29 protein-coding genes and 1 pseudogene are annotated in these 26,410 nt (G+C 71.8%); 22 read left to right on the top strand and 8 right to left on the bottom strand.

Translation table 11 applies throughout. The features are described from left to right. Nucleotides 1–108: 108 nt before the first annotated feature. The 5 genes from Vlu01_RS16215 (at nt 109) to Vlu01_RS16235 (ending at nt 2,990) form a co-directional block, all read left to right on the top strand. Nucleotides 109–1,320, top strand: a complete 1,212-nt coding sequence (locus tag Vlu01_RS16215) for a mechanosensitive ion channel family protein (RefSeq protein ID WP_203999925.1) — start codon at nt 109–111, stop codon at nt 1,318–1,320. A gap of 147 nt (nt 1,321–1,467) precedes the next feature. Beyond that, a complete protein-coding gene (locus tag Vlu01_RS16220; protein ID WP_203999928.1) occupies nt 1,468–1,920 on the top strand; it encodes a phage holin family protein in 453 nt (150 codons plus the stop codon). Next, a complete protein-coding gene (locus tag Vlu01_RS16225) occupies nt 1,917–2,231 on the top strand; it encodes a DUF3618 domain-containing protein (RefSeq protein ID WP_203999931.1) in 315 nt (104 codons plus the stop codon). Before Vlu01_RS16220 ends, Vlu01_RS16225 begins: the two co-directional genes overlap by 4 nt. Further along, nucleotides 2,228–2,500, top strand: a complete 273-nt coding sequence (locus Vlu01_RS16230) for a DUF4235 domain-containing protein (RefSeq protein ID WP_203999933.1) — start codon at nt 2,228–2,230, stop codon at nt 2,498–2,500. The genes Vlu01_RS16225 and Vlu01_RS16230 overlap by 4 nt, the downstream gene beginning before the upstream one ends. Before the next feature lie 286 nt (nt 2,501–2,786). Beyond that, nucleotides 2,787–2,990, top strand: coding sequence for a cold-shock protein (locus Vlu01_RS16235; protein WP_011905669.1), 204 nt, complete (start codon nt 2,787–2,789; stop codon nt 2,988–2,990). A 107-nt stretch (nt 2,991–3,097) separates the two neighbouring features. On the opposite strand, the gene Vlu01_RS16240 is transcribed toward Vlu01_RS16235, so the two are convergent. Beyond that, nucleotides 3,098–3,292 (bottom strand): hypothetical protein, encoded by a 195-nt coding sequence (locus Vlu01_RS16240; protein ID WP_203999935.1) that lies wholly within the window; start codon nt 3,290–3,292, stop codon nt 3,098–3,100. Nucleotides 3,293–3,375: 83 nt separating this feature from the next. Then, nucleotides 3,376–4,359, bottom strand: a complete 984-nt coding sequence (locus Vlu01_RS16245; protein ID WP_203999937.1) for an aldo/keto reductase — start codon at nt 4,357–4,359, stop codon at nt 3,376–3,378. A gap of 107 nt (nt 4,360–4,466) precedes the next feature. Here Vlu01_RS16245 and Vlu01_RS16250 point away from each other — a divergent pair. After that, nucleotides 4,467–4,928: pseudogene (locus Vlu01_RS16250) on the top strand (class I SAM-dependent methyltransferase); the annotation flags it as partial. After that, nucleotides 4,925–5,950, top strand: a complete 1,026-nt coding sequence (locus Vlu01_RS16255) for an adenosine deaminase (protein ID WP_203999939.1) — start codon at nt 4,925–4,927, stop codon at nt 5,948–5,950. The pseudogene Vlu01_RS16250 and the gene Vlu01_RS16255, both read left to right, overlap by 4 nt. A gap of 241 nt (nt 5,951–6,191) precedes the next feature. Here the strand turns inward: Vlu01_RS16255 and Vlu01_RS16260 are convergent, their stop codons facing one another. After that, nucleotides 6,192–7,607 carry a HAMP domain-containing sensor histidine kinase gene (locus Vlu01_RS16260; RefSeq protein ID WP_239095930.1) on the bottom strand — a complete coding sequence of 472 codons (1,416 nt, stop codon included), beginning with the start codon at nt 7,605–7,607 and terminating at the stop codon, nt 6,192–6,194. 17 nt (nt 7,608–7,624) lie between these two features. Further along, complete coding sequence (locus tag Vlu01_RS16265) at nt 7,625–8,314, bottom strand: response regulator transcription factor (RefSeq protein WP_203999941.1); 690 nt, start codon at nt 8,312–8,314, stop codon at nt 7,625–7,627. 74 nt (nt 8,315–8,388) lie between these two features. On the opposite strand from Vlu01_RS16265, the gene Vlu01_RS16270 reads away from it, so the two are divergent. Next, the gene (locus Vlu01_RS16270) at nt 8,389–9,309 is read left to right on the top strand and encodes an ADP-ribosylglycohydrolase family protein (protein ID WP_203999943.1); all 921 of its coding nucleotides are present in this window, start codon (nt 8,389–8,391) and stop codon (nt 9,307–9,309) included. Nucleotides 9,310–9,314: 5 nt separating this feature from the next. Here Vlu01_RS16270 and Vlu01_RS16275 read toward each other — a convergent pair whose 3' ends face one another. After that, nucleotides 9,315–10,193, bottom strand: a complete 879-nt coding sequence (locus Vlu01_RS16275; RefSeq protein WP_203999945.1) for a DUF1775 domain-containing protein — start codon at nt 10,191–10,193, stop codon at nt 9,315–9,317. 195 nt (nt 10,194–10,388) lie between these two features. Between Vlu01_RS16275 and thrS the strand changes: the two genes are divergently transcribed. The 3 genes from thrS (at nt 10,389) to Vlu01_RS16290 (ending at nt 14,553) form a co-directional block, all read left to right on the top strand. Then, on the top strand, nt 10,389–12,395 hold the full coding sequence (thrS, locus tag Vlu01_RS16280) for a threonine--tRNA ligase (RefSeq protein WP_203999948.1): 2,007 nt from the start codon (nt 10,389–10,391) through the stop codon (nt 12,393–12,395). 195 nt (nt 12,396–12,590) lie between these two features. Beyond that, nucleotides 12,591–13,103 (top strand): HIT family protein, encoded by a 513-nt coding sequence (locus tag Vlu01_RS16285; protein WP_204000097.1) that lies wholly within the window; start codon nt 12,591–12,593, stop codon nt 13,101–13,103. 448 nt (nt 13,104–13,551) lie between these two features. Beyond that, nucleotides 13,552–14,553, top strand: coding sequence for an aldo/keto reductase (locus tag Vlu01_RS16290; RefSeq protein ID WP_373307410.1), 1,002 nt, complete (start codon nt 13,552–13,554; stop codon nt 14,551–14,553). Between the two features lie 52 nt (nt 14,554–14,605). Here Vlu01_RS16290 and Vlu01_RS16295 read toward each other — a convergent pair whose 3' ends face one another. After that, nucleotides 14,606–16,759: an elongation factor G-like protein EF-G2 gene (locus tag Vlu01_RS16295; protein ID WP_203999954.1), complete on the bottom strand. Its 2,154-nt coding sequence runs from the start codon at nt 16,757–16,759 to the stop codon at nt 14,606–14,608. Between the two features lie 298 nt (nt 16,760–17,057). Between Vlu01_RS16295 and pgsA the strand changes: the two genes are divergently transcribed. The 6 genes from pgsA to pdxT all read left to right on the top strand — a co-directional run bounded on the left by pgsA (nt 17,058) and on the right by pdxT (nt 22,098). After that, nucleotides 17,058–17,690, top strand: a complete 633-nt coding sequence (gene pgsA, locus Vlu01_RS16300; RefSeq protein WP_203999957.1) for a phosphatidylinositol phosphate synthase — start codon at nt 17,058–17,060, stop codon at nt 17,688–17,690. Between the two features lie 25 nt (nt 17,691–17,715). Beyond that, nucleotides 17,716–18,594 (top strand): phosphatidylinositol mannoside acyltransferase, encoded by an 879-nt coding sequence (locus Vlu01_RS16305; RefSeq protein ID WP_203999960.1) that lies wholly within the window; start codon nt 17,716–17,718, stop codon nt 18,592–18,594. 13 nt (nt 18,595–18,607) lie between these two features. Then, nucleotides 18,608–19,768, top strand: coding sequence for a glycosyltransferase family 4 protein (locus tag Vlu01_RS16310; RefSeq protein WP_203999963.1), 1,161 nt, complete (start codon nt 18,608–18,610; stop codon nt 19,766–19,768). Between the two features lie 34 nt (nt 19,769–19,802). Continuing rightward, nucleotides 19,803–20,300 (top strand): hypothetical protein, encoded by a 498-nt coding sequence (locus Vlu01_RS16315; RefSeq protein ID WP_203999966.1) that lies wholly within the window; start codon nt 19,803–19,805, stop codon nt 20,298–20,300. Between the two features lie 199 nt (nt 20,301–20,499). Then, complete coding sequence (pdxS, locus tag Vlu01_RS16320) at nt 20,500–21,417, top strand: pyridoxal 5'-phosphate synthase lyase subunit PdxS (protein ID WP_203999970.1); 918 nt, start codon at nt 20,500–20,502, stop codon at nt 21,415–21,417. 75 nt (nt 21,418–21,492) lie between these two features. Beyond that, nucleotides 21,493–22,098: a pyridoxal 5'-phosphate synthase glutaminase subunit PdxT gene (gene pdxT, locus Vlu01_RS16325; protein WP_203999973.1), complete on the top strand. Its 606-nt coding sequence runs from the start codon at nt 21,493–21,495 to the stop codon at nt 22,096–22,098. A 290-nt stretch (nt 22,099–22,388) separates the two neighbouring features. Here the strand turns inward: pdxT and Vlu01_RS16330 are convergent, their stop codons facing one another. Then, nucleotides 22,389–23,237, bottom strand: coding sequence for a helix-turn-helix transcriptional regulator (locus Vlu01_RS16330; protein WP_239095940.1), 849 nt, complete (start codon nt 23,235–23,237; stop codon nt 22,389–22,391). Between the two features lie 103 nt (nt 23,238–23,340). Here Vlu01_RS16330 and Vlu01_RS16335 point away from each other — a divergent pair, with 103 nt between their 5' ends. The 3 genes from Vlu01_RS16335 (at nt 23,341) to Vlu01_RS16345 (ending at nt 25,247) form a co-directional block, all read left to right on the top strand. Next, a complete protein-coding gene (locus Vlu01_RS16335) occupies nt 23,341–23,976 on the top strand; it encodes an NADPH-dependent FMN reductase (RefSeq protein ID WP_203999979.1) in 636 nt (211 codons plus the stop codon). Next, the gene (locus tag Vlu01_RS16340; RefSeq protein WP_203999982.1) at nt 23,973–24,275 is read left to right on the top strand and encodes a hypothetical protein; all 303 of its coding nucleotides are present in this window, start codon (nt 23,973–23,975) and stop codon (nt 24,273–24,275) included. The genes Vlu01_RS16335 and Vlu01_RS16340 overlap by 4 nt, the downstream gene beginning before the upstream one ends. 222 nt (nt 24,276–24,497) lie before the next feature. After that, the gene (locus Vlu01_RS16345) at nt 24,498–25,247 is read left to right on the top strand and encodes a YebC/PmpR family DNA-binding transcriptional regulator (RefSeq protein WP_203999985.1); all 750 of its coding nucleotides are present in this window, start codon (nt 24,498–24,500) and stop codon (nt 25,245–25,247) included. Nucleotides 25,248–25,334: 87 nt separating this feature from the next. On the opposite strand, the gene Vlu01_RS16350 is transcribed toward Vlu01_RS16345, so the two are convergent. Then, nucleotides 25,335–25,535 (bottom strand): hypothetical protein, encoded by a 201-nt coding sequence (locus Vlu01_RS16350; protein WP_239095931.1) that lies wholly within the window; start codon nt 25,533–25,535, stop codon nt 25,335–25,337. 7 nt (nt 25,536–25,542) lie between these two features. On the opposite strand from Vlu01_RS16350, the gene Vlu01_RS16355 reads away from it, so the two are divergent. Together Vlu01_RS16355 and Vlu01_RS16360 are read left to right on the top strand one after the other, a co-directional pair. After that, complete coding sequence (locus Vlu01_RS16355) at nt 25,543–25,686, top strand: protein-tyrosine phosphatase family protein (protein WP_204000109.1); 144 nt, start codon at nt 25,543–25,545, stop codon at nt 25,684–25,686. Between the two features lie 11 nt (nt 25,687–25,697). Then, nucleotides 25,698–26,321 (top strand): ribonuclease FAU-1 family protein, encoded by a 624-nt coding sequence (locus Vlu01_RS16360; protein ID WP_239095932.1) that lies wholly within the window; start codon nt 25,698–25,700, stop codon nt 26,319–26,321. Nucleotides 26,322–26,410: the final 89 nt, after the last annotated feature.

The raw sequence follows: 26,410 nt of genomic DNA on the forward strand, positions 1-26,410 counted from the left end.
ACCCCGACGGTGGTCGGTAACGGCGATCCAGGGCACCATTGCCCCTTTGTCGGATCTTGATCGCCCGTTCGCCGGACGCCGCCGTCGGGTCGGAAGGAGAAGCAACACGTGCACAGCTACCTCGTGACGGTCGTCGCCGCGCTCGCCGCGGCGGCGATCGCCCTTGCCGTGGTCGAGGTGGTGCATCGCCTCACCCGCCGCTGGGGCCGCCGGTCGCTGCTGTTGACCGAGTTGACCGAGCATGCGCACCGCTCGTTCCAGATCGTCGCCACCGTGCTCGCGGTGCAGTTCGCCGTCCGGTTCAGCACCGGGTACGCGGTCGGCACCGCCTGGCGTCAGGCGGTGCTGCATCTGCTGGTCATCGCCATCATCGCCGCTGTGGCCTGGCTGGTCGCCTCGCTGTTGGTGGTGGTGGAGGACACCGCGCTGGCCCGCTTCCGGGTGGACGTGCCGGACAACCGCCACGCCCGGCGGGTGCGTACCCAGGTGGTGATGCTGCGGCGGGTGACGATCGTGGTGATCGTCGTACTCGCCCTCGGCGTGATGCTGATGACCTTCCCCGCCGTGCGAGGCATCGGTGCCGGCGTGCTGACCAGTGCCGGTGTGGTCGGTATCGTCGCCGCTCTGGCCGCGCAGAGCCTGCTGGGCAACGTCTTCGCCGGGCTGCAACTCGCCTTCAGCGACGCGGTGCGCCTGGACGATGTGGTGGTGGTCGAGGGGGAGTGGGGCCGGATCGAGGAGCTGACGCTCAGCTACGTGGTGGTCCAGATCTGGGACGACCGGCGGCTGATCCTGCCGACCTCCTACTTCACCAGCACACCGTTCCAGAACTGGACCCGCACCGAGGCGGCGATCCTCGGCACGGCCGAGTTCGAGGTCGACTGGTCGATCCCGGTGCAGGCCATGCGGGAGGAACTGCGCCGGCTGGTCGAGAGCACCGAGCTGTGGGACGGCCGCGTCTGCGTTCTGCAGGTCACCGACGCGACCGGTGGCATGATCAAGATTCGTGCGCTGGTGAGCGCCGGCAACGCGGGGGCGTTGTGGGACCTGCGTTGCCGGGTGCGGGAACATCTGGTGGCCTGGATACGCGATCACCGACCCACCGCGATGCCTCGGCTGCGTACCGAAGTCGGCGACGGCGGAAGCGACCTGCCGTGGCAGTGGGTGCAGCCGCGCTCGGCGCGCCGTCGTGCCGAGGCCGAGGTCCCCGACGACGCCCGTCTCTTCGGCGGCAGCGACGACGGTGAGGCCCGCAACGAAGCCTTCGTGGGCCCCGACGAGAACGTCGAACTTCGGGAGCCCGCCGAACCTCGCCGTTGAGCATCTCGTTATCCACTCGGATGTGGAGGTTTGTCGCGGCGTTGGGCGGGGACGTGCTGCCCGACGCTACTGCCCCCTTTTTCGGGAACAGGATTGACGAGCGGCGACTCCGGGCATACAGCGCGGTGATGACGAGAGGGGGACAGCATGGCTGACGTGGCGAACGCCCGTACGTCCCACAACGGGCGTACGTCCCACAACGGGATGGAGCCGTCCACCGCCGAACTGGTCCAGCGGGCGACGGAGCAGGTTTCGCGCCTGGTGCGGGACGAACTCGCCCTGGCCCGTACCGAGCTGACCGAGAAGGGCAAACAGGCCGGCATCGGCGTCGGCCTGCTCGTCGGCGCCGGCGCACTCGCCTTCTTCGGCGTGGGGGCACTGGTGACCGTCGCGATCCTCCTGCTGGCCCTGGTGCTGCCGACGTGGGCAGCAGCCCTGATCGTGGCGGTGGCCCTGTTCCTGGTCGCCGGAGTGCTCGCGCTGATCGGCAAGCGCCGGGTCAGCCGCGCGGTCCCGCCGGTGCCCGAGGCGACCGTGCGCAGCTTGCGGGCCGACGTCGACGTGGTCAGCGCCGCGGTGAAGGACAGGGGACGGGCATGACGGGCAACGGTATGGGTGACACGGAGGCGCTGCGGGAGGAGATCCGGCGTACCCGTGTCGAACTGGGCGAGACGATGGAGGCGCTGGCCGCCAAGGCGGACGTGAAGAAGCGGCTGAAGTCCTCGGCGGACCAGGCCCGGGAACGGGTACGCGAGCAGGCCGCGATGACCGTCGCCCGGGTCCGCGCCCAGGCCGGCCTCGACCATCAGCAGGGACGGAGCCGGCAGGGACCGGCTCCGTTCATCGCGCTCGCGGCCGGCGCCGTCGCCGCCGCCGTGGTGTTGATGATCATCCGAGGGAGGCGTGGGTGAGCAAGGGAATCGGCAAGGCCGCCTACAAGCCGGTCGGCGTGCTGATGGGTTTCGCCGCCGGTGCGATCGCGGGCGTGCTCTTCCGTCAGGTGTGGAAGATGACCGCTGGTGACGGCGAGGCGCCCAACCCGACCGACGAGGACCGCCGCTGGGGCGAGGTCCTCGCGGCGGCTGCCTTGCAGGGCGCCATCTTCTCGGTCGTGCGGGCCGCCGTGGACCGGGGCGGCGCGGTCGGTGTCCGTCGGCTGACCGGCAGTTGGCCGGACTGAAGGGCTGTGTCAAGGCCCTCTCACCATTTGTTGGTGAGAGGGCCTTTTGCCTTATCCACAACCGCCGACGGCCCGATCTGACGCATCCGTCAGGTCACATGTCGGAGAAATTTCGTCGAAGAGGCTGTGCAGAATTTTTGCCTACGTGGTTAAGCTGTTCCACGCTGTTGAGAGATTGCGTGGGTTGAGAGAAGTCTCCGTCGGGGGCCGCCTCAGACACCGCTGCTCGAAAACGGCCAACCGGCCGCACGGTGTGCTCGGCCGCCAGTTTTAGAAGGAGATACACATGGCGCAGGGAACCGTGAAGTGGTTCAACGCTGACAAGGGCTTCGGCTTCATCACCGTCGACGGCGGGGGTGCTGACGTGTTCGTCCACTTCTCGGCCATCCAGACCAGCGGCTACCGCACGCTGGAGGAGAACCAGCGGGTGGAGTTCGAGATCGCCCAGGGCCAGAAGGGTCCGCAGGCCGAGCAGGTCCGCCCCCTCTGAGGCACCGGTCGGCGACCGCCGGCCAGTGGCGAGGCAGTCCCCGAATCAGTGCGAAGCCCCGCGTCCCGACCGGACGCGGGGCTTTCCGCATCGTTGCCGTGCGGGCGTCAGCGACGGTTGCGGGCGCGCACGCCGAGCCAGACAAGCGCCAACCCGACCAACACCAGCAACGGCCCGAGCACCGCCCAGATCCGCTGGTCGGTCATCACGCTGCCCTCGACGTAGCCGAGGCCCTGGACCGTCCACACCGCTCCCACGACCACGGCCAGCAGGCCGAGGGTGAGCCGGAACCAACCGTTCATCGCGGTCTCTCTCTGTGGTGACCCGCCGCTGGCCGCCCCGCCGCCGGTCGCCCCGGTCGGCCCGCCTGGAGTCGGCTCGCCGCTCACCATCGGTGGTGCACCTGGGGGCGGATCAGATCGTCGTAGACCGCGGTGACCTCGGCCAGTTCCTGCGTGGACAGTGGTGGCTGGCCGGCCACGGCGGCGTTGTCGCGGGCCTGGGTCGCGTCGCGAGCACCCGGGATGACCACGGTGACGCCCGGTTGGTCGAGCACCCAGCGCAGTGCGAACTGGGCCATCGTGCGCCCCTCGCCGACCAGCGGGGCGATCCGTCGCACGGCGGCCAGGCCGGTGCCGAAGTCCACACCGGAGAACGTCTCGCCGACATCGAACGCCTCGCCGTGCCGGTTGAAGTTGCGGTGATCGTCCGCGGCGAAGGTGGTGCGCTCGTCGTACCGGCCGGAGAGCAGGCCACTGGCCAACGGAACGCGGGCGATGATGCCGACCCCGGCGGCCGAGGCGGCCGGCAGCACGCGTTCGAGTGGCTTGTGGCGCAGCGCGTTGAGAATGATCTGCACGCTGGCCACCCCGGGCCGGGCGATCGCGGTGAGCGCCTCGTCGCAGGTTTCCACGCTGACGCCGTACGCGGCGATCCGCTTCTCGGCGACCAGGGTGTCGAGGGCGTCGAAGACCTCGTCGGTGGCGAAGACGGCCGTCGGCGGGCAGTGCAACTGCACCAGGTCCAGCGTGTCGACGCCCAGGTTCGTCCGGGACCGGTCGGTCCACCGGCGGAAGTTGTCCACGGTGTACGCCTCGGGCGTCTGCGCCACCCGCCGGCCCATCTTGGTGGCCACGGTCAGCCCGGCGTCGGGGTGTGCCGCCAGGAATCGTCCGATCAGCTGTTCGCTGCGCCCGTCGCCGTAGACATCGGCGGTGTCCAGGAAGGTGACCCCGGCGTCGACCGCGGCGCTGAGCACCGCCATCGCGTCATCCTCGGACACGGTGCCCCAGTCCGCGCCGAGTTGCCAGGCACCGAGCCCGACCACGCCGGCCTGGCGATCCATGCGGGGAAACGTGCGTTGCTCCATACGGTGAGCCTAGTGACTCGCCTGCCGCGACGGGTGCCGGGCCGTACGGTAAACAAGACGGACGTACGGTTTGCGGGAAATGAGGCGACCATGTGGGATCCGGCGGCGTACCGGACCCGCTCGTCCGTCGGGCCACCGAGCTGCCGGCCGGTGCCTGGCTGGCGGTGCAGGTGCCAGGAAACGTCGACGCACCCTCCCGCCGGGCGCTGCGCGAGGTCGCGGGTCGCCCACCGTGGCGGGCGGCGTTGACCCCGCTGCTCCGGGAGGCTCCGGTCGACCACGCCGGGTCGCTGGTCGCCGCCGGTTGCACCGTCGACGCCTGGGAGACTACCTACGTGCATCTGCTGGCGGCCGGCCCCGACGCGGACCACCCCGTGCTGACCTGGCTGAAGGGCGCCGCCCTGCGCCCGGTCCGCGCCGCGCTGGACGCCGCCGGCTGGTCCGCCTTCCGGGCCGCGCTGGCGGTACGCCTCACCGAGGCGTACCCGGTGCGGCACGGCCAGGTGTACTTCCCGTTCCGACGGATCTTCCTCGTCGCCCACACCGGTTTCGCTCAGGAGAACTCGTGACCGACCTGCGTACCTTCATCGCCGGACTGCCCAAGGTGGAGCTGCACGTACACCACGTCGGCTCCGCCTCGCCCCGGATCGTGGCCGAGCTGGCCGCCCGCCACGAGGGGCGCACCCCGGTCCCGGCAGACCCGCAGCTGCTGGCCGACTACTTCGTGTTCCGCGACTTCGCCCATTTCGTCGAGCTGTACCTGAGCGTCGTGGACCTGATCAAGGATCCGGACGACGTCTGGATCCTCACCCATGAGGTAGCCCGGGAACTGGCCCGCCAGCAGGTCCGCTACGCCGAGCTGACCGTGACGCCCTACTCCCACGTGCGGCGCGGCATCCCGGCGCCGGCGTTCTGCGAGGCGATCGAGGACGCCCGCAAGAGGGCCGCCGCCGACTTCGGCATCGAGCTGCGCTGGTGCTTCGACATTCCCGGCGAGGCGGGTCTGCCGGCGGCCGAGGAGACGCTGCGGATCGCGCTCGACGAACGCCCCGACGGGCTGATCAGCTTCGGTCTCGGCGGTCCGGAGGTCGGTGTGCCGCGGCCACAGTTCAAGCCCTACTTCGACCAGGCCCGCGCGGCCGGGCTGCACTCCGTGCCGCACGCCGGGGAGACCACCGGCCCGCAGACGATCTGGGACGCGCTGCACGAGCTGGGTGCCGAACGCGTCGGTCACGGCATCGCCGCCGCACAGGACCCTCGACTGCTCACGTACCTGGCTGAGCGACGGATCGCGCTGGAGGTCTGCCCGACGTCGAATGTGCGTACCCGGGCCGTCGCCCACATCGACGAGCACCCGCTGCGCCGCCTGGTCGACGCCGGGCTGCTGGTGACCATCAACTCGGACGATCCGCCCATGTTCGGCACCACCCTCGACGACGAGTACGCCGTCGCCGCCCGACTGCTCGACGTCGGTCCGGAGGGGGTGGCCGAGTTGGCCCGCAACGCAGTGTCCGCGTCCTTCCTCGACGAGCCCGGCAAGCGGCGGATCCTCGCGGAGATCGACGCCTACCTCGCCGACCGGCGCGGCTGACGCCGCCGGCACCGGGCGAGGTGGCGCGCGGCGGGAGGAGGTGTGGGGGGACCGTGTCTCCCGCCGCGCGCACAGCTCCACCGGCCGAACGCGCTGAGCGACAAGCCGGCGGAACTGCTGGGTTCGTTGAGATCCTGTCAGCCGCACCGGTCGGGTGGAACGGGGTTAATTCGGATCTAAGGAAGACTTGCGCCGTCGCACAGCCCAGCCACCGTGCCGCTACGGAAAGTGACGAGCGTGGTTACCCGTCCGTCGGGCGCTGCCGGGGCCAGCGGCGTCCGCCGGCCTTCTGTTCCCGGCCCTCCCGAGCCATCCGGCCCACCAGGCCGAACCGGCTGACCTGGCGCGGCGTCGCCTCCGGGTCGGACAGCAACATCACCACGCTCGCCCCGCCCAGCCGAGCCCGGTCAATGCTGACCGATCCGTTGGCCTGCAACGCCACCCGTTTGGCGATGTCCAGCCCCAGCCCGGTGGAGCCCTGGTCGCTGGCACCGCGCCGCAGGGCCCGGTCCGGATTGGCGATACCCGGACCGGCATCGTCGATCCGGATGGCCACGTACCCGTCGCGGCGGGACACCGCCACCTCGAACGCGGTGCCCTGCGGGGTGTACCGGAACACGTTCCCGATGACGGCATCCAGGGCGGCGGCCAACTCGGCGCGGGGCACCGGCGCGGGAATGCGCAACTGGGCACCGGAGACCCGGTGGGGGCGATTCTGGTCACCGGCGAGGGCCGCCCAGAACACCATCCGGTCGCGGACCACCTCGCTCACGTCGCACATCGCCGGAGCGGCCTCGGTCGCCACCGTCTTGCGGGTCGTCTTGATCAGCACGTCGATCTCACCCTCCAGGGTGACGATCGCCTGCCGGATGCGCCGGATACCGCGTCGGTAGTCCAGCTCGGCCTGGCTGAACGAGCCCACGCTGGTGTCGTCGGACTCCAACGCCTCGGCGTCCAGCCGCAGCACGGTCAACGGGGTACGCAGCCGGTGGGACAGGTCCGCCACCAGTTCCCGCTCCTCGGTGCGCGCCGCCACCAACCGTTCCGCCATCCGGTTGAACGCGTGGCCGGCCTCGACCAGCTCACGCGGGCCGTGCGGCTCGACGCGTACGCCCAGGTCGCCGTCGCCGATCGCGAGCGCCGCCTTCACCAGGCCCCGGCTCGCGTCCGCCGCGCGGACGGCGAGTCGGTCCACCACCAGCATCGCGGCGCCCACCAACGCGACGGCCACCCCGGCCAGCAGCAGCCACCGACCACCGCGACCCGCGTCGAGCACGGCGTCCGGGATGAAGACCTCCACCACGGCGGTCTGCTCGCCCAGTACCACCGGATCGAGCCGCAGCAGCCCGCCGTCGACGTCGACGACCAGCGAGCGGCCCTGCTCCCGGGCCTGGTCCAGCTGCACCGGGTCGGCTCGTCCGGCGGAGGCGTCCACGTCGAGCCCGTGCACGACCGGCCGGGTGGCCGGATCGTCGCCGCTGGCTTCGATCGCCCGGGTCACCGCCGTCGCCTCGGTACTGATCGCGAGCGCACCGGTCACCAGCGCGCTGCGGCGGGCCGCGTCGGCGATCGCCTCCTCGCGGGCCTGGCCGCCGAGGGTCAACCCGAGCGGTACGAGGAAGGCCAGTGCCAGCAGGGTGCCCACGCCGGCCGTCAACAGGGCCAGCGCCCTCCTCAGTCCGGCGCCACCAGTCGGAAGCCCACCCCCCGCACGGTGCGCAGGTAGCGCGGCTTCGCCGCGGACTCGCCCATTTTGCGGCGTAGCCAGTACAGGTGAACGTCGATGGTCTGGTCCTCGCCGACCGATGGCTGCCGCCATACCTCCTCCAAGAGCTCCCGCCGGGACACTACCCGGCCCGGGCGGGCGGCGAGATACGCCAGCAGGTCGAATTCCTTGCGGGTCAGCGCCAGCGCCGCACCGTCCAGGTGGGCGCTGCGCTCGCCGACGTCCACCCGCAGCCCACCCACGCTGTGCACGGCCGGTTGGGCGGAGCGACTGGCCCGGCCCGCGCGGCGCAGCACGGTGGTGATCCGGGCGTCCAGGTGCACGCCGGTGAACGGCTTGATCATGTAGTCGTCCGCGCCGGCCCGCAGCAGCTTGACCACGGACTGCTCGTCGTCGCGAGCGGTGGCGATGATGATCGGCACATCGGTGATGCCCCGGAGCATCCGCAGCGCGTCCGAGCCGTCCAGATCCGGCAGCCCCAGGTCGAGCACGACCAGGTCCGGTGTCTCCGCGGCGACCCGGCGCAGCGCGTCCAGGGCAGTGCCCACCGCGTGCACGGCGTGACCCCGGTCGGTGAGGGAACGAAGCATCGCGCCGCGTACGACATGGTCATCTTCGACCAGGAGGACGGTGGCCACCCAAGCACGGTACTCGGGTCGGCAAGTGCGGCGACATTGCGGCCCACCCCGGAACCGGCCAAGCTGGTGCGACCATGACGTTCACCCTGTATCCGGACACCCGCCTGGCGCTGGCCCGGGACAGCCTCGCCGGCCTGTCGGTCGGCGACGCCCTCGGCTCGCAGTTCTTCGTTCCCGGCCGGCAGGCCGCCGACCTCGCCGCCGACCGGCTCCCACCACCGCCGTGGCAGTGGACCGACGACACCGAGATGGCCTGCTCGGTGCTGGCCCGGCTGGCCGAGGCGGGCCAGATCGACCGGGACGGTCTGGCGCTGGACTTCGCCGAGCGCTGTGAGCCCTACCGTGGCTACGGCCCCGGAGCGGTACGCATCCTGCGCCTGATCCGGACCGGCACCCCGTGGCCGGTGGCCGCCGCGTCCGCATTCGACGGGCAGGGCTCCTGCGGAAACGGCGCGGCGATGCGGGTCGCCCCGCTGGGCGCGTACTTCGCCGACTCGACCAGCCGGGCGGTCACCCAGGCCCGGGCGTCTGCCGAGGTGACCCACGCCCACCCCGAGGGGATCGCCGGTGCGGTGGCGGTGGCGGTGGCCGCCGCCCGAGCTGCCCGGGCCCGGCTGGACGGCGACCGTCCCGACCCGGGTCGCCTGCTCGCCAGCGTCGCTGCCGCCGTGGACCCGGCAACCGAGGTGCATCGGGGCGTACGCCGGGCGGCGGGGCTGCTCGGCCGGGCGCTGTCGGAGGTGGTGGACGCGCTCGGCAACGGTTCCCGTACGACCGCGCAGGACACCGTCGCGTTCACCTGCTGGGTGGCCGCCACCCACCTGGAGGACTACCCGGCCGCGGTACGGGCCTGCGTCGAGGCGGGCGGCGACGTGGACACCACGGCCGCCATCGCCGGTGGGGTGGTCGCCGCGTACACCGGAGTCGGCACCGCCGGTGGAGTGCCCGCCGACTGGCTGGCCGCCCGCGAGCCGCTACCCGACTGGGTGGACTAGCCCCGTCAGCGGCGGACACCCGCCTTGACCCCGTCGGAGCCGGCGCCCTGCGCGGTTCCGGTCACCTCGGTTCCGGTCGCCTCGCCCGCCGTGGCAGCACCGGCTTCGGTTGCCGGCGGTTCCTCGTCGAGTACCGAGCGGTCGATCTCCTCGGTCGGGGTACGGCGTCGGCGGCTGATCAGCCAACCCACCACCGCGCCGCCGCCGAGGCCGGCGACCAGCCCGGCGGCGAGCAGGCTGTTGGCGTTCGGGCCGTCGTCGGAGGCGGCGGTGGTGGGCGGGGCCTCGGCGGGCGCTCCGCCGCCCGGTGCCGCGCCGTGCCCAGCGTGGGCGCCCGGGTAGGCCGGGTCGCCGGGCAGCAGTGTGAGCGCCGGCAGCGGCCGCTGACCGGCACCACTGCCCCAGCTCACCTGGAGACCGTCGGCGTACGTCTGCACCAACTCGAAGGTCAGCCGTTCGGTCTGTGGCAGCGGTGCCATCGAGAACACCAGCCGCGCCGGGCCCTCGCCCGGATCGTCCTTCGCCCGCGACCAGATCAGCGCGGCCGTCACCACATCGGTGGCCGGGCCGTGCATGCCCGCGACCGGCCGGTCCAGTTTGCGGGTGGTGATCGTCGGCGCCCAGCCCGGCACCGACAGCGGGTACACCTCGGCGATCGGTGGATCGGCCGGGATTCTGATCTCGATCCGTTCGGTACGGACACCGGGCCGTTCGTCAGGCACCACGAATTCGAGCTTCACCGCGTTGCCCTGCTGGGCCTCGGACGGGGTGAAGGTCACCCCGTCCGCCCACGCCGTGGCGGGCCAGAGCAGCACCACGGTGGTGGCCAGGGCGGCCACCAGCGCGCCCCGGCGTCGACGGCTGCCGCCGTACGTCATCGCCATCTGGGTTCCCATCCGTGTCCACGCGGCCGGAACCGGCTCCGGCCACACCGGGTAGTTCGGATCCCGGGCCGAAATGGTTCAACGGTGGCGGGAATCGGCTGCCGTCGGTGTCGACGACGGTGCTCCCTGGGCGACCGATAGCATCAGTGAGCCGGTATCGGCACCATCCGTCACATCTGCTGCGAGGAGTCATCCGTGTCCGCACCCCGTACCCCCGCCGTGGCCGACCCCGTCGTCGTCGCCGCCGGGACGACGGCGGCCGATGCGGTGGCCGCGGCCGGGCTGCCCGCCAACGGCCCTCGGGCGATCGTGGTGGTCCGCGACCCGCACGGCGTGCTGCGTGACCTGGACTGGCGTCCGGCCGAGGAGACGACGGTCGAGCCGGTCGCGCTGGACTCCCCGGACGGGCTGAACGTGCTGCGCCACTCCACGGCCCACGTGCTGGCCCAGGCCGTGCAGGACATCTTCCCGCAGGCGAAGCTCGGCATCGGTCCGCCGATCGACAACGGCTTCTACTACGACTTCGCGGTGGACAAGCCGTTCCAGCCCGACGACCTGACCAAGCTCGAGAAGCGGATGCAGGAGATCATCAAGTCGGGTCAGCGGTTCCGACGCCGCCGCTTCGACAGCCTGGACGAGGCGAAGACCGAGCTGGCGGCCGAGCCGTTCAAGCTGGAGCTGATCGACGTCAAGGGCGAAGGGCTGGACTCCTCCGAGGTGATGGAGGTCGGCGGCGGCGAGCTGACCATCTACGACAACCTCACCGCCGACGAGGACAAGGTCTGCTGGTCGGACCTGTGCCGGGGGCCGCACCTGCCCAACACCCGGCTGATCGGCGCGTTCAAGCTGATGCGTTCGGCCGCCGCGTACTGGCGCGGGTCGGAGAAGAACCCCCAGTTGCAGCGGGTGTACGGCACCGCCTGGCCGACCCGTGACGGGTTGAAGGCGTACCTGAAGCTGCTGGAGGAGGCGGCCCGCCGCGACCACCGCAAGCTCGGCGCGGACCTCGACCTGTTCAGCTTCCCCGACGAGATCGGCTCCGGTCTCGCGGTCTTCCACCCCAAGGGCGGCATCATCCGCCGGGAGCTGGAGGACTACTCGCGTCGCCGGCACGAGGAGGCGGGGTACGAGTTCGTCAACAGCCCGCACATCACCAAGGCGCAGCTCTTCCAGACCTCGGGCCACCTGCCGTACTACGCCGACACGATGTTCCCGCCCATGCAGTTGGAGGGGGCGGAGTACTACCTCAAGGCGATGAACTGCCCGATGCACAACCTGATCTTCCGGTCGCGCGGACGGTCCTACCGCGAACTGCCGCTGCGGCTGTTCGAGTTCGGCACCGTCTACCGGTACGAGAAGTCGGGTGTGGTGCACGGCCTGACCCGGGTACGCGGCCTCACCCAGGACGACTCGCACATCTACTGCACCCGTGAGCAGATGCCCGGCGAGCTGACCACCCTGCTGTCGTTCGTGCTCGACCTGCTGCGCGACTACGGTCTGGACGACTTCTACCTGGAGCTGTCCACCCGCGACGACTCCCCGAAGTTCATCGGCTCCGAGGCCGACTGGGCGGAGGCCACCGAGGCGCTGCGCACCGCCGCCGAGACCTCCGGCCTGGAACTGGTGCCGGACCCGGGCGGTGCCGCCTTCTACGGCCCCAAGATCTCTGTGCAGGCCAAGGACGCCATCGGCCGGACCTGGCAGATGTCCACCATCCAGGTCGACTTCAACCAGCCGGAGCGGTTCGGTCTGGAGTACCAGGCCGCCGACGGCACCCGGCAGCGACCCGTCATGATCCACCGGGCGCTCTTCGGCTCGATCGAACGGTTCTTCGGCGTGCTCACCGAGCACTACGCGGGGGCGTTCCCGGCCTGGCTGGCCCCGGTGCAGGTGGTGGGGATCCCGATCCGCGACGACCACGCCGACTATCTGCACGGCTTCGTCGCCGCGTTGCGCGCCGAGGGCATCCGCGCCCAGGTCGACGCCGGTGACGAGCGGATGCAGAAGAAGATCCGCACCGCGCAACAGCAGAAGATCCCGTTCATGGTGCTCGCCGGTGACGACGACGTGGCCGCCGGCACGGTCTCCTTCCGCTATCGCGACGGTTCCCAGCGCAACGGCGTACCGCTGGCCGAGGCGGTCACCCACGTCCTCGACGTGATCCGCTCCCGCACCAACACCGGCCCCTCCGCCGAGATGTAAGGAAGGGCACCTTTTTAACGCCTGCGGTATAGGAAGGGCCCCTTCCTGACACCCGTCGGCCGGGGGCGAGCGCGGGGCGGCGGGTGCGGGCGGCGGGTGCGGGGCGTCCGGGCGACGGCCCGTGCGTCGAGTGCGACGGGGCGAGGTCGTAGGATCGCCGGTGTGACTGGGGCGGAGGAGCACACCGGCAGGGACATGGCCGACGGGCTGGACCGGCTTTGGACGCCCCACCGGATGACGTACATCTCCGGGGAGGACCGACCGGAGGGCGGCTACGAGCGACCCTCCGGTTGCCCGTTCTGCCTGGCCCCCGCCCGGTCACCGGAGGAGAGCCTGGTGGTGGCGCGCGGCGGGCACGTGTTCGTGGTGCTCAACCTGTACCCGTACAACCCGGGGCACCTGCTGGTCTGCCCGTACCGGCACGTGGCCGACTACACCGAGCTGGACGGACCGGAGACGGCCGAGCTGGCGTCGTTCACCCAGACCGCCATGCGGGTGGTCCGTAAGGTCAGCAGTGCCCACGGCTTCAACCTGGGCATGAACCAGGGCGGGGTGGCCGGCGCCGGGATCGCCGCCCACCTGCACCAGCACGTGGTGCCCCGCTGGGGTGGTGACGCCAACTTCATGCCGGTGATCGGTCAGACGAAGGTCCTGCCGCAGCTGCTGGCCGACACCCGCGACCTGCTCGCCCGCGCCTGGCCCGCCTGACCCGGCCGCCACCGCTCCCGTCCCGGCCGCTCCCGCCACCACCATCGGATCCTCGCACCCGACCTGCCGCGCTCGGCTCCGCCGCCATCACGCGGCAGCGGGTGGCGGCGCAGCGGGCCGACGCCACCCGCTACCCGCTCCCTTTGCTCTGCTTCAACCCACGCGACGGTTACGCAGCGAAGTTGATGCGTATCGGTAAGCAGAGCAAAGGGAGCGCGGCGAGGAGCGGATTCCTCAGCCAGCCGCAGGTCGCCCGCGACACGGCGGGCAGCGGACGAGACGGCGCCGGAATCCGCCGCCCGCCGGGGTGATCCGTACGACACCGACGCCCGTACGGATGATCGTGCTGGATGTCTGTCAACGTCTGTCCGGAAGATGGCACGATGCGCCGGTGGGAGAGTCGACGCGGACACTGGGCCGCAGCGGCATCGCGGTCAGCGCCCTGGGCATGGGCTGCTGGGCGATCGCCGGCCCGTGGGCCGAGGGACGTATCCCGCTGGGCTGGGGGGCGGTCGACGACGAGGAGTCGGTGCGGGCGGTCCGCCGGGCGCTGGACCTCGGCGTGACGCTCTTCGACACCGCCGACAGCTACGGCGCGGGACACGGTGAACGGGTCCTCGGGCGGGCCCTGGCCGGCCGCCGGGACGAGGCGGTCATCGCCACCAAGTGGGGATACACGTTCGACGAGCGGACCCGGCAGGCCATCGGGCCCGACGCCTCACCGGAGTACCTGCGGCGGGCGGTGTGGGACTCGCTGCGGCGTCTCGGCACCGACCGGATCGACCTCTACCAGCTGCACCTGGCGGACCTGCCGGTGCCCCGGGCCCACGAGCTGATCGGCGCGTTGGAGGAGCTGGTGGCCGACGGCCTGGTCCGGGCGTACGGCTGGAGCACCGACCGGGCCGACCGGGCGGCGGCCTTCGGGCACGACGCCCCGCACGCCGCCGTCGTCCAGCACAGCCTGTCGGTGCTGCGTGACGCACCCGACCTGCTCGCCGTCTGCGAGAAGTACGACCTGGCCAGCGTCAACCGTGGCCCGCTCGGCATGGGGCTGCTCACCGGCAAGTACCACCCCGGGTCGACCCTGCCCCGCGACGACGTGCGGGGGATGACCTCGGGTTGGCTGGAGTGGTTCCGGGGTGGGCGACCGGCGCCGGAGTGGCTGCGCCGGGTACACGCGGTCCGGGCGACGTTGACCGCCGACGGGCGCACCCTGGCCCAGGGCGCGCTGGGCTGGATCTGGGCGCGCAGCGACCGGGCCATCCCGATCCCGGGCTGCCGCACCGTAGCGCAGGTCGAGGAGAACGCCGCCGCGCTGGCCCTCGGCCCGCTCGCCCCCGACCACTTCGCCGAGGTGGAGCGGCAGCTCGCCGCCCTGCGTGCCGCGGCGCTGCGAGCGGCCGACCGCCCCTACTGGCCCAGCCCGATGCTCCCCACCGCCCGCCCCTGACCTGACCAGGTCGGGCTGCCGCGACGCCCGTCCGGTGTCGGGTCCGACCAGGTCAGCTCTGCTCCTTGCGGATCCGGTCGGCCAGGTGGGCGGGCATCGGGTCATAGCGGACGAAGTGGCGGCGGAAGGTGCCGGCGCCGGCGGTCATCGCGCGCAGCTCCACGGCATAGCGCAGCAGTTCCGTGGCGGGCACCTCGGCGCGTACCAGGGTGCGCCCTTCGGAGTCCGGGTCGGGTTCGGTGCCGAGCACCCGGCCGCGTCGACCGGACAGGTCGCCCATCACCGCGCCCACGTTGCCGTCGGGCACCCGAACCGTCACCTCGTCGACCGGCTCCAGCAGCGTCGGCTGCCCCCGTTCGGCGGCGTCGCGTAGGGCCAGCGCTCCGGCGGTCTGGAACGCCGCGTCGGAGGAATCCACGCTGTGTGCCTTGCCGTCGACCAGGGTCACCCGCAGGTCCACCACCGGGTGGCCGGCGACCAGGCCGCGCTCCATCTGGGCGCGGACCCCCTTCTCGACGGAGGGGATGTAGTTGTGCGGGACCGCGCCGCCGACCACCCGGTCGACGAACTCGAAGCCGCCGCCGCGCGGCAGCGGCTCCACCTCGATGTCGCAGACGGCGTACTGTCCGTGCCCGCCGGACTGCTTGACATGCCGGCCGTGCCCCCGGGTCGGCACGGTCAGCGTCTCCCGCAGCGCCACCCGCACCGGCTCGGTGTCCAGCTCCACACCACCCGCGCGCAGCCGGTCGAGGACCACGTCGGCGTGCGCCTCGCCCATGCACCACAGCACCAGTTGGTGGGTTTCCGGGTTGCGCTCCAGCCGCATCGTCGGGTCACCGGCCACCAGCCGGGCCAGGTTGCGGGCCAGGGCGTCCTCGTCGGACCGGGACTTCGCCACGATCGCTACCGGCAGCAGCGGCTCCGGCATCTCCCACGGGGCGATCAGCAGCGGGTTCTCCTTGGCCGAGATGGTGTCACCGGTCTCCGCGCTGCCGGACTTGGTGATCGCGCAGATGTCGCCGGCCACCGCCACGCCGACCTCCCGGAGGGTGGCGCCCAGCGGGCTGTAGAGGTGGGCGATCCGCTCGTCGGCGTCGTGGTCGGGGTGGCCGCGTTCAGCCAGACCGTGCCCGGACACGTGCACGGTCTGCTCGGCGCGCAGCGTGCCGGAGAAGACGCGGACCACGCAGACCCGCCCGACATGCCGGTCGATGCTGGTCCGCACCACCTCGGCGACCAGCGGGCCATCCGGGGCACAGGTCAACGGGGGCCGTGGGGAGCCGTCCACCCCGGTCACCGCGGGCAGCGCGTGTTCCGGCGGGGCGGGGAACCCGGCGGTGAGCACCTCCAGCAGCGCGTCGACGCCGACCCCGGTCGCCGCGCAGACCGGTACCACCGGGTAGAAGTGGCCACGGGCGACCGCCTTCTCCAGGTCCTCCACCAGGATGGCCGAGTCGATCTCCTCGCCCTCCAGGTAGCGGTCCATCAGGGTCTCGTCCTCGCTTTCGGCGATGATCCCCTCGATCAGCTCGTTGCGGGACTCGACGATGGCCGGCAGGTGCTCCGGGTCGGGCTCGCGTACCTGCGATGGCAGGCCCCCCGTGTAGTCGAAGACCCGCCGCGTGATCAACCCCAGCAGCCCGACGGTGGATTCACCGTCGTCACCGAGCATCGGCAGGTAGAGCGGGAGCACGTTGTCACCGAAGACCCGCTGGCACAGCGCCACCGCCTCGTCGAAGTCGGCGCGGGGATGGTCCAGCCGCGCCACCGCGACCGCCCGGGGCATGTCCACCGCCGCGCACTCCTCCCACAGCGCCGCGGTGGCCGCGTCCATCCCGTCGACGGCGGAGACCACGAAGAGCGCGGCGTCGGCGGCCCGCAACCCGGCGCGCAACTCACCGACGAAGTCGGCGTAGCCGGGCGTGTCGAGCAGGTTGACCTTGATCCCGTTGTGCAGCAGCGGCGCACAGGCCAGGGCGACCGAACGCTGCTGGCGTACGGCGGCCGGATCGTGATCGGAGACGGTGGTGCCGTCGGTGACCGAGCCGGCCCGGGCGATCGTGCCGGAGGCCGCGAGCAACGCCTCGACCAGGGTTGTCTTGCCCGCTCCGGAGTGCCCGACGAGCACCACGTTGCGGATCCTCGCCGGGTCGGTCACCACCGGTACGCCGCCGGTGGCTCCCTTGTCCTGACTCTTCTGCGCCATCGGGCGCACCTCCCTCAGCCGGTGGTGGTGGCGACCGCCGCGCGCGACGGGGATGCGGCCCGGGCGGGGTGCTGCGGCGATATCCTCCGGTGCTGCGCGGGGAACCGGGCGGTCAACAGCCGGTGGGGTGAGCTGGGTCACCCTCTTGGTCCGATCTCACACCCGATCGCGACCGCACACAACCCTCCCCGGGCGCGGCGCTGAGCCGGTCTGCGTCGAGCACGCCGCGCCGGCTGAGCGTTGCTGGTCAGGCGGGCGGTGTCGCCGGCCGAGCGCCGACCGTTATCGTGGGACCGCCATGGCGAAGATCTTCCAAGTGTCGGCCCGCGCGGGGATGACCCGCGTCGTCGAGCCGATCGCCCGTAGCCTGCTGCGCGCAGGCGTGTCCCCCAACGCGGTCACCATCTCCGGCACCCTCGGGGTGCTCGTCGGCGCGCTCGGCTTCGGTGCCCGCGGTCACCTGGTCGCCGGTGCGCTGATCGTGACGGTCTTCGCGCTCACCGACCTGCTCGACGGGACGATGGCCCGGATGAGCGGCGGGTCGACCCGGTTCGGTGCCTTCCTCGACTCCAGCATGGACCGGGTCGCCGACAGCGCGGTCTTCGGCGCGGTCGCCTTCTACCTGGCCACCGAGGGCGATCGCGCGGGGCTGGCCGCCGCGCTGATCTGCCTGGCCGCGGGCGGGCTCGTCTCGTACGTCAAGGCCCGCGCCGAAGGGCTCGGGATGACCTGCAACGTGGGCATCGCCGAGCGTACGGAACGACTGCTGATCGTCGGCGTCGGCGGCCTGCTCGCCGAACTGCTCCACCCGGTGGCGCTGCCGATCGCGCTCTGGCTGCTCGCGGCGGTGTCCCTGTTCACCGTGGGGCAGCGGATGCGGCACGTGTACCGGCAGGCGCAGCAGGCCGACGTGCCGGGCGGCACCGGGTGAGCGGCACAGCCGGGCGGGGTACCCGGTGAACCTCACCGAGTTCGGTTTCGTCGCCGGCTGGCGGCTGGTCCGGGTACTACCCCGGCCGGTCGCCGCCGCCGCGTTCGCCGCCGGGGCCGACCGCGCCCACCGTCGTCGTGGCCCCGGTGTCGAACGGCTACGCGCCAACCTCCGGCGGGTGGTCGGGCCCGAGCTGCCCGAGGCCGAACTCGACGACCTGGTCCGCCGGGGCCTGCGCTCCTACGCCCGCTACTGGATGGAGGCGTTCCGGCTGCCGTCGCTGAGCCGCGAGCAGATGCTCGCCGGGTTCCGGCTGGACCGCGCCGACGTACTCGCCGCGGACGTCGCCGCCGGGCGGGGTGCGGTGGTGGCGCTGCCGCACGCCGGTAACTGGGACGCGGCCGGGGCCTGGGTCGCCGCCAATGGCTGGCCGCTGTCCACCGTCATGGAACGGCTCAAGCCGGAGGGCGTCTACCGGCGGTTCACGGCGTTCCGGGAACGGCTCGGGATGGAGATTCTGCCCACCACCGGCGGCGTCCGGCCGCCGCTGGACGTGCTCACCGACCGGGTGGCCGCCGGGGCGGTGGTGCCGCTGCTGGCCGACCGGGATCTCTCCGCCCGGGGCGTGGAGGTGGACTTCTTCGGCGGCCGGACCAGGATGCCGGCCGGTCCGGCGCTGCTGACGCTGCGTACCGGCGCGCCGCTGTACGTGGCGTCGATGTGGTACGAACCGGATGCGGCGTGCGCCTCGCTGGTGGGCCCGCTGCCGGTGCCGGGGCCCGAGGCGGGCGCACTCGACGTGCGGGTCCGGTCGCTGACCCAGCTGATCGCCGACGGTCTCGCGGCGGGCATCGCCCGGCATCCGGAAGACTGGCACATGCTGCAACGGATGTGGCTGGACTGAGGGGACGGGCGCAATGCGGATCGGCATCGTCTGCCCGTACTCCTTCGACGTACCCGGCGGGGTGCAGAACCATGTCATGGACCTGGCGGAGGCGCTGATCGGGCTCGGGCACGAGGTGAGCGTCCTCGCCCCGGCGGACGAGGACTCGCCGCTGCCGCCGTACGTGGTGTCGGCCGGCCGGTCGGTGCCGCTGCCGTACAACGGCTCGGTGGCCAGGATCGCGTTCGGGCCGGTCTCGACCGCCCGGGTACGCCGCTGGATCACCCGGGGCGACTTCGACGTGTTGCACGTGCACGAACCGCTCGCGCTGAGCCTGTCCATGGTCGCCGTGCTCTCCGCCCGGGGCCCGGTGGTGGCCACCTTCCACACCGCGATGACCCGCTCCCGGGTGCTCGCCGCCGCACAGGGGGTGCTCCAGATCGTGCTGGAGCGGATCACCGCGCGGATCGCGGTGAGCGCCCTGGCCCGCAAGGTGCAGGTCGAGCACCTGGACGGCGGGGCGGTGGAAATTCCCAACGGGGTGGCGGTGGCCAAGTTCGCCGGGGTCGAGCCGCTGCCCGGCTGGCCGGGGGAGTGCGAGCCGGGCGCCGGGGGCACCCTCGGCTTCCTGGGCCGTTTCACCGAGCCCCGCAAGGGGTTCCCGATCCTGCGTGACGCCTTCGTCGAGCTCGCCCGGCAACGTCCCGGCCTGCGCCTGCTGGTCGCCGGTCCCGGCGACCCGGACGATCTGTTCGACCGGTTCCCGCCCGACCTGCGGGACCAGGTCACCTTCCTCGGCATGGTCTCCGAGGAGGACAAGGCGCGGATGCTGCGCAGCGTGCACCTCTACGTCGCGCCGAACACCGGCGGCGAGTCCTTCGGGATGATCCTCACCGAGGCGCTCGCCGCCGGCACCACCGTCGTGGCCAGCGACCTCGACGCCTTCCGCCGGGTGCTCGACGGCGGCCGGGCCGGCCGGCTCTTTCCGACCGGCGACGCGGTGGTCCTCCGTACGACCCTGTCGGAGTTGTTGGACGACGCCGCTCAGCGGGCGGAGCTGACCGCCTGCGGTGACCAGGTGGTGGCGAATTTCGACTGGCCCGTGGTTGCCCGCCGGGTTCTGGAGGTATACGCAGCGGCAATCGAGGCCACCGACGGGCGGGTGATCGACCAGGAGTGGGTGGGGTTGACCTGATCGGGCGGAACGGAGCAGCACTACGATGCCGGGCATGTGGTGGGTGGTGGGCGCGACGGTGGTCGTCGCCCTGGTGGCGGTGTACCTGATCTGGACCGCCGGCCGGGTCGAGCGGCTCCAGGACCGCGCCCAACTCGCCGCCCGTGCCCTGGACGCCCATCTGCTGCGCCGGGCCGCCGCCGCGGCGGTGCTCGCCGAGCGCCGCGACGGCGTCGAGCTGTACGCGGCGGCGCGGATCGCCCTCGACGCCCAGCCCGACGAGCGGGAGGCGGCCGAGAACGACCTCACCCGGCAACTGCGGAGCATCCAGCTCGACCCCACCGACGCCGACTGTGAGGCGGTCATCGCGGCCAGCCGGCGACTCGCCCTGGCCCGCCAGGTGCACACCGACCTGGTCCGCGACGCCCGGTCGGCGCGCGGCCGGCCCCTGGTGCGGCTGCTACGGATGGGACGCCGGCACACCTGGCCGCGCTACTTCGACATCGACGACCCGACCCTCGCCATCCCCGCCGCTGACGTGTCCAGCCGCTGACCGCGTCCGCCGAGTCGCCCGCGCCCCCAGGGGCACCCCGGATCACCGCCGCCGACCCTTCGACGATCGGGCGACGGCTCCGGCACGTGACGGCGACCACACAGCAGGCCACCACGGGTCTGATTGGCTGTCGGAGCGGCGTTGGCTCGGGCGTAGCATCTGCGCTGCCACCTCCCGAGGACGCCTGAGGAGCGACGACGTGTCCGAGACGACTTCCCCGAACGCCAGCGCCACCCCGGTCGTCGGCACCGCCCGTGTCAAGCGCGGCATGGCCGAGATGCTCAAGGGCGGCGTGATCATGGACGTGGTCACCGCCGAGCAGGCCAAGATCGCCGAGGACGCCGGCGCGGTCGCCGTCATGGCGCTGGAGCGGGTCCCCGCGGACATCCGCGCCCAGGGCGGGGTGTCCCGGATGAGCGACCCCGACATGATCGACGGCATCATCAACGCGGTCTCCATTCCGGTGATGGCCAAGGCCCGCATCGGCCACTTCGTGGAGGCGCAGATCCTCCAGTCCCTCGGGGTCGACTACGTCGACGAGTCCGAGGTGCTCACCCCGGCCGACTACGCCAACCACATCGACAAGTGGGCCTTCACGGTGCCCTTCGTCTGCGGTGCCACCAACCTGGGCGAGGCGCTGCGCCGGATCACCGAGGGCGCGGCCATGATCCGCTCCAAGGGCGAGGCCGGCACCGGCGACGTCTCCAACGCCACCACCCACATGCGGAAGATCCGCCAGGAAATCCGCCGCCTGTCCTCGCTGCCGACCGACGAGCTGTTCGTCGCGGCGAAGGAGCTGCAGGCCCCGTACGAGCTGGTCAAGGAGGTCGCCGAGACCGGCAAGCTGCCGGTGGTGCTCTTCACCGCCGGTGGCATCGCCACCCCGGCCGACGCGGCGATGATGATGCAGCTCGGTGCCGAGGGCGTCTTCGTCGGCTCCGGCATCTTCAAGTCCGGCAACCCGGCCCAGCGGGCCGCCGCGATCGTGAAGGCGACCACCTTCCACGACGACCCGGACGTGCTGGCCAAGGTGTCCCGGGGCCTCGGCGAGGCGATGGTCGGCATCAACGTCGACGACATCCCCGTCCCGCACCGCCTCGCCGACCGCGGCTGGTGACGTGTAAGGAAGGGCACCCTGTTAACGCCTCGTGTATAGCAGGGGGCCCCTACTAACACCTCGGAGGGAACGCACGTGACGGCACCCGTCATCGGTGTCCTCGCCCTGCAGGGCGACGTACGCGAACACGTCACCGCCCTGACCGCAGCGGGGGCACAGGCCCACACCGTACGCCGGCCGGCGGAACTGGACGCGATCGACGGCCTGGTGATCCCGGGCGGGGAGTCGACCACGATCAGCAAGCTGGTCGACATCTTCGAGCTGCGTGGCCCGATCGACAAACGGATCGCGGACGGGATGCCGGTCTACGGCTCGTGCGCCGGAATGATCATGCTGGCCACCGAGGTGCTCGACGGCCGTCCGGACCAGCGTGGCTTCGACGGCATCGCGATGACCGTCCGGCGCAACGCGTTCGGTCGGCAGGTCGACTCCTTCGAGGCGCCGGTGGAGATCGCCGGCATTCCCGGAGGCCCGCTGCACGCGGTCTTCATCCGCGCGCCCTGGGTCGAGTGGGTCGGCGAGGGCGTCGAGGTACTGGGCACGGTGGCCGACGGACCGGCGACCGGCCGGATCGTCGCCGTACGCCAGGGCAACCTGCTGGCCACCTCCTTCCACCCGGAACTCACCGGCGACCACCGCCTGCACACCTACTTCGTCAACCTGGTCCGCGCCCTCCGCTGATCACACCCCGCCACCCCACGCTCCTGCCACCCGCCATCCCTCCTGCGCCGCCCGCCGGGCCACGCCCGCGTCGCCCGCGGGGCCGCGCCCGCGTCGTCCGCGGGGCCGCGCCCGCGTCGTCCGCGGGGCCGCGCCCGCGTCGCCCGCCGGGCCACGTGAGGCAGCAACTTCGGGGATGTTGCTGCCTCAACTCACTTCGAGGCAGCAACATCCCCGAAACTGCTCGGATCTTCGCGGCGGGTGCGGCGGGTGCGGCGGGTGCGGCGGCGGTGGGGTGGGGGGTCTCGGCTTCAGCCGGCGACCGAGCGCAGACCGCCGGGGCGGCGACCCAGCAGGCGGTCCAGCGCGGCGGCGCTGTCCGCGTCGGCGGGCTGCTGCACCACCAGTCGCTGCTGGTCGTCGGCGAGGTCCAGCGTCTCGTACGACAGTCGCAGCGCCCCCACCTGCGGATGCCGCAGCCAGCGCACCCCGCTGGACTGCACCGCGACCGGCCGGCGCTGCCACCGCGACCGGAACGGAACCCCGACGGTACGGTCGAGCCGCTCGGCGAACGCGTCGGTGGCCGGGTCACCCCCGCGCAACCGGTGCAGGTCGGCGACCTGCTGGTCGGCGAGGTCGGACCAGTCGGGGAAATGCTCCGGCGCCCGTCCGTCGGCGAAGACGAACCACACCAGGTTGGGCTGCTCGTCGTCGAGCAGTCCCAGCGGGCGAGCCAACCGGTCGAACGACTCGTTCCAGGCCAGCACGTCACCGAGCCGGTTGAGCAGGTACGCCGGCCGGTCCCGCAGTGCCTCCAGCAGCGTCCTGACCTGCGGACGGACGGTACGCGACACGAACGGCCGCCCGCCCGCGCACAGCTCCCGGCGTTGGTCGACCGACGCGAGTTGCTGAAGGTGCCGCCGGTCGGCGTCGTCGAGCCGCAGCGCCTCGGCCAGCGCGGCGAGGATGCCGGGCGACGGGCGGGTGTCCCGGCCCTGTTCGAGCCGGGTCAGGTACTCCACGCTGACCTGGGCCAACGTGGCCAACTCCGCACGCCGCAGCCCCGGCGTACGCCGTCGGCCGTTGGTGGGCAACCCCACCTGCTCAGGTCGTAGCGCCTCGCGGCGGCTGCGGAGGAACGCGCCCAACTCGCCGTCCATCACGCGTCCAGTCTGCCCCGATCGCCGTCCCGGAGCATGTCCCCACCGGGGCTACCCTCACGCCGGTCTCCCCGAGTGTTGCCGGCGGTTGTGGGATCGGGTCATGAACAGAACGCACGAGAACGGACCGATCACGGTGGGCCTGGTCGTGGGCAGCAGTCGCCCGGGGCGGCGTGGCCCGGCGGTGGCGAAATGGGTGGCCGAGACGATGGCCGGGCATCCGGCGGCGCGGGCGGGTGAGCTGACCGTCGAGCTTGTCGATCTCGCCGAGCAGCGGCTGCCGATGCTGGACGAACCGGTGCCTGCCCGGTTCGGCGACTACCGTCACGACCACACCCGCCGCTGGTCGTCGGTGGTGTCGGCCTGCGACGCCTTCATCTTCGTCACCCCGGAGTACAACAGCTCGGTCCCGGCGGTGCTGAAGAACGCCATCGACTACCTGGATGCCGAGTGGCGCGGCAAGCCGGCCGGAGTGCTCAGTTACGGCGCTCGCGGAGGCGGGCAGGCGGCCGAGCACCTCCGGGTGATCCTGGGCGAGGTGGGCATGACGGTCGTGTCGGGCCACGTCGAGTTGCAGCTCTTCACCGACTTCCAGTGGCCCGCCGAGAGCGCCGCCGACCCGACCGCGCACGCCCGCATCGCACCCGCGCCGGAGCGCGGCGCCGAACTGGCGCTGATGGCGACCGAACTGGTGGACGCCTTCCGCGACGCCGTACCGCTGCCGGTCCCGGTGCGATGAGCGTGGACACCCTCCTGATCAGCTACCGGCTCCGGGCCGACCGCCTCGACGAACATCTGGCCCTGCTCGACGCGGTGTACCGGGACCTGGCCCGGCTCCGCCCGCCCGGGTTCCGCTATCAGACCCTGCGGCTCGACGACGGGCTCAGCTTCATCGACGTCGTCATGGGCCCGGATCTGCCCGGACCGCTGCCGTCGTTGGAGTCGTTCGGCCGCTTCCGGGCGGAGCTCGACGAGCGCTGCGAGCAGCGCAGCACTGCCGAGTTCACAGTGTTGGGGTCGTATGGCATGGGGGAGTGACTTCGTCCGCTTTGTGTCGATCGGGGGAGAGTGGGCCGGCGGCCGACGTGCGGCGGGTGACGTTCACCCGCCGTCCGTCGGTAGGATTGTCGAGATTCGGCGGAGCCATCTGCCCGTCCACGGCTTCCACCAGAGCTGACCGGCACCACCGTGTGCGCCGGTGCGGAGCGGGGCGTGCGCGGTGCGGTCGATGCAGGCGGCGGGTAGCAACGGAGGTAACAGATGTCCGGCCACTCAAAGTGGGCGACGACCAAGCACAAGAAGGCGGTCATCGACGCCAAGCGCGGCAAGATGTTCGCCAAGCTGATCAAGAATGTGGAGGTCGCGGCGCGTACCGGCGGCGGTGATCCGGCCGGCAACCCGACCCTCTACGACGCGATCCAGAAGGCCAAGAAGAACTCGGTCCCCAACGACAACATCGACCGGGCCGTCAAGCGCGGCTCCGGCCTGGAGGCCGGCGGTGCCGACTACCAGACGATCATGTATGAGGGGTACGGCCCGAACGGTGTCGCGCTGCTGATCGAGTGCCTGACCGACAACCGCAACCGCGCCGCCACCGAGGTACGCACCGCCCTGACCCGCAACGGCGGTTCGTTCGCCGACGCCGGCTCGGTGTCATACATGTTCTCCCGCAAGGGTGTGGTGATCGTGCCCAAGGCCGGCACCACCGAGGACGACGTGATGCTGGCCGTCCTCGACGCGGGTGCCGAGGAGGTCAACGACCTCGACGAGGCGTTCGAGGTGGTCTCCGAGCCGGGTGACCTGATCGCCGTGCGGACCGCGCTGCAGGACGCCGGCATCGAGTACGAGTCGGCCGAATCCTCGCTGATCCCCAGTGTCACCGTGCCCCTCGACGAGGAGGGCGCACGCAAGATCTTCAAGCTGATCGACGTCCTGGAGGACAGCGACGACGTGCAGAACGTCTACGCGAACTTCGATGTCTCAGACGAGGTCATGGCCGCCGTCGGCTGACCCGGCGACGAGCATGAGAGGTGCCGACCGTGCTGGTCGGCACCTCTTTCGTATCGGAGGTGCTCCTGCCGGTCGCCGGGCGACGAGTCAGTTGCCGCTGACATCGCGGTGGTAGTCGACCCGGATCCGTGGCGCGACCCAGGCCAGGAAGCGCTCGAAGAGTTCGTCCGGGGCAGGTGGTGGGCTTCCGGCGAGGCGCAGCAGGTCCCCGGTGGCGTCGAAGAGCATCCCGGCCAGGTACACCGAGAGGCCGACCCGGTCGGGACCGTACTCGTGCCGCAGCAGCATCCGCGCCGTGGGGCAGGGCCAGGTCGCGGTGCACGCCCGGCACGTCCAATCCGGCGAGCCGATCGCAGAGCTGATGCAGGGCAAGGTGTGGCGGAAGTCGGACGTGGAGGCGTGGATCAGGGAACATCGACCGGAGTTGGCGGGAGACTGACTGGAGGAGCGGTGACGGCAACGCAACGGTTCACACCCGGAGACCTGGTGGTCCGGCGGGAGGTCCTGCACGGCGAGGCGTGGTTCGCGGTGCCGACCGTCTGTGTCGAGGATTCAGCCGACCTGCTCGCGCTCTACCTGCCGCCCGGCGCCGAGTTCGGCTTTCCCGAGCAGGGTGAGTTCCCGTGCGGTCGGCATCCGTGGCAGCTCGCCGGGCACACCGCTTGGACCGGGCACGGCAAGCTGATGCTGCAGCGGCCCGGCGAGGCGCACTCGATCGACGTGTTCTGGACCGGTCCGGAGCGCGCCTTCGCCGGGTGGTACTTCAACCTTCAGGATCCGTTCCGGCGTACCCCGATCGGGGTGGACACGCTCGACCACGAGCTGGACCTGTGGTGGGCGGCGGACGCCGACCGGTACGTCTTCAAGGATGTCGAAATCTTCGCCCAGCGGCTGGTGGAGGGACGCTACCCGGGCATGGGCGAGGCGATCCGCGCCGAGGGTGACCGGATCGCCGCCCTGCTCGACGCCGGTGAGCGCTGGTGGGACGAATCCTGGAAGACCTGGCAACCCGACCCCACCTGGCCCACCCCCCGCCTGCCAGCCGACTGGGCAGCCATCCCGCCCCACCCATGATCGAATGAGACAGCAACTTCGGGGAAACTGCGGCATCGCGCCGCTTTGAGGCAGCAACTTCGGGGATACTGCTGCCTCAAAGCGCGGAC

This window comes from Micromonospora lutea, assembly GCF_016863535.1.
Lineage (GTDB): Bacteria > Actinomycetota > Actinomycetes > Mycobacteriales > Micromonosporaceae > Micromonospora > Micromonospora lutea.

What these genes read in the sequence shown, in the direction of transcription:
- Vlu01_RS16220 (WP_203999928.1), top strand. Translation starts at nt 1,468, where the DNA reads ATGGCTGACGTGGCGAACGCCCGTACGTCCCACAACGGGCGTACGTCC.
- Vlu01_RS16225 (WP_203999931.1), top strand. Translation starts at nt 1,917, where the DNA reads ATGACGGGCAACGGTATGGGTGACACGGAGGCGCTGCGGGAGGAGATC.
- Vlu01_RS16235 (WP_011905669.1), top strand. Translation starts at nt 2,787, where the DNA reads ATGGCGCAGGGAACCGTGAAGTGGTTCAACGCTGACAAGGGCTTCGGC.
- Vlu01_RS16240 (WP_203999935.1), bottom strand. Translation starts at nt 3,292, where the DNA reads ATGAACGGTTGGTTCCGGCTCACCCTCGGCCTGCTGGCCGTGGTCGTG.
- Vlu01_RS16245 (WP_203999937.1), bottom strand. Translation starts at nt 4,359, where the DNA reads ATGGAGCAACGCACGTTTCCCCGCATGGATCGCCAGGCCGGCGTGGTC.
- Vlu01_RS16270 (WP_203999943.1), top strand. Translation starts at nt 8,389, where the DNA reads ATGACGTTCACCCTGTATCCGGACACCCGCCTGGCGCTGGCCCGGGAC.
- Vlu01_RS16275 (WP_203999945.1), bottom strand. Translation starts at nt 10,193, where the DNA reads ATGGCGATGACGTACGGCGGCAGCCGTCGACGCCGGGGCGCGCTGGTG.
- Vlu01_RS16285 (WP_204000097.1), top strand. Translation starts at nt 12,591, where the DNA reads ATGGCCGACGGGCTGGACCGGCTTTGGACGCCCCACCGGATGACGTAC.
- Vlu01_RS16290 (WP_373307410.1), top strand. Translation starts at nt 13,552, where the DNA reads ATGGGCTGCTGGGCGATCGCCGGCCCGTGGGCCGAGGGACGTATCCCG.
- Vlu01_RS16295 (WP_203999954.1), bottom strand. Translation starts at nt 16,759, where the DNA reads ATGGCGCAGAAGAGTCAGGACAAGGGAGCCACCGGCGGCGTACCGGTG.
- pgsA (WP_203999957.1), top strand. Translation starts at nt 17,058, where the DNA reads ATGGCGAAGATCTTCCAAGTGTCGGCCCGCGCGGGGATGACCCGCGTC.
- Vlu01_RS16310 (WP_203999963.1), top strand. Translation starts at nt 18,608, where the DNA reads ATGCGGATCGGCATCGTCTGCCCGTACTCCTTCGACGTACCCGGCGGG.
- Vlu01_RS16315 (WP_203999966.1), top strand. Translation starts at nt 19,803, where the DNA reads ATGTGGTGGGTGGTGGGCGCGACGGTGGTCGTCGCCCTGGTGGCGGTG.
- Vlu01_RS16330 (WP_239095940.1), bottom strand. Translation starts at nt 23,237, where the DNA reads ATGGACGGCGAGTTGGGCGCGTTCCTCCGCAGCCGCCGCGAGGCGCTA.
- Vlu01_RS16335 (WP_203999979.1), top strand. Translation starts at nt 23,341, where the DNA reads ATGAACAGAACGCACGAGAACGGACCGATCACGGTGGGCCTGGTCGTG.
- Vlu01_RS16340 (WP_203999982.1), top strand. Translation starts at nt 23,973, where the DNA reads ATGAGCGTGGACACCCTCCTGATCAGCTACCGGCTCCGGGCCGACCGC.
- Vlu01_RS16345 (WP_203999985.1), top strand. Translation starts at nt 24,498, where the DNA reads ATGTCCGGCCACTCAAAGTGGGCGACGACCAAGCACAAGAAGGCGGTC.
- Vlu01_RS16350 (WP_239095931.1), bottom strand. Translation starts at nt 25,535, where the DNA reads ATGCTGCTGCGGCACGAGTACGGTCCCGACCGGGTCGGCCTCTCGGTG.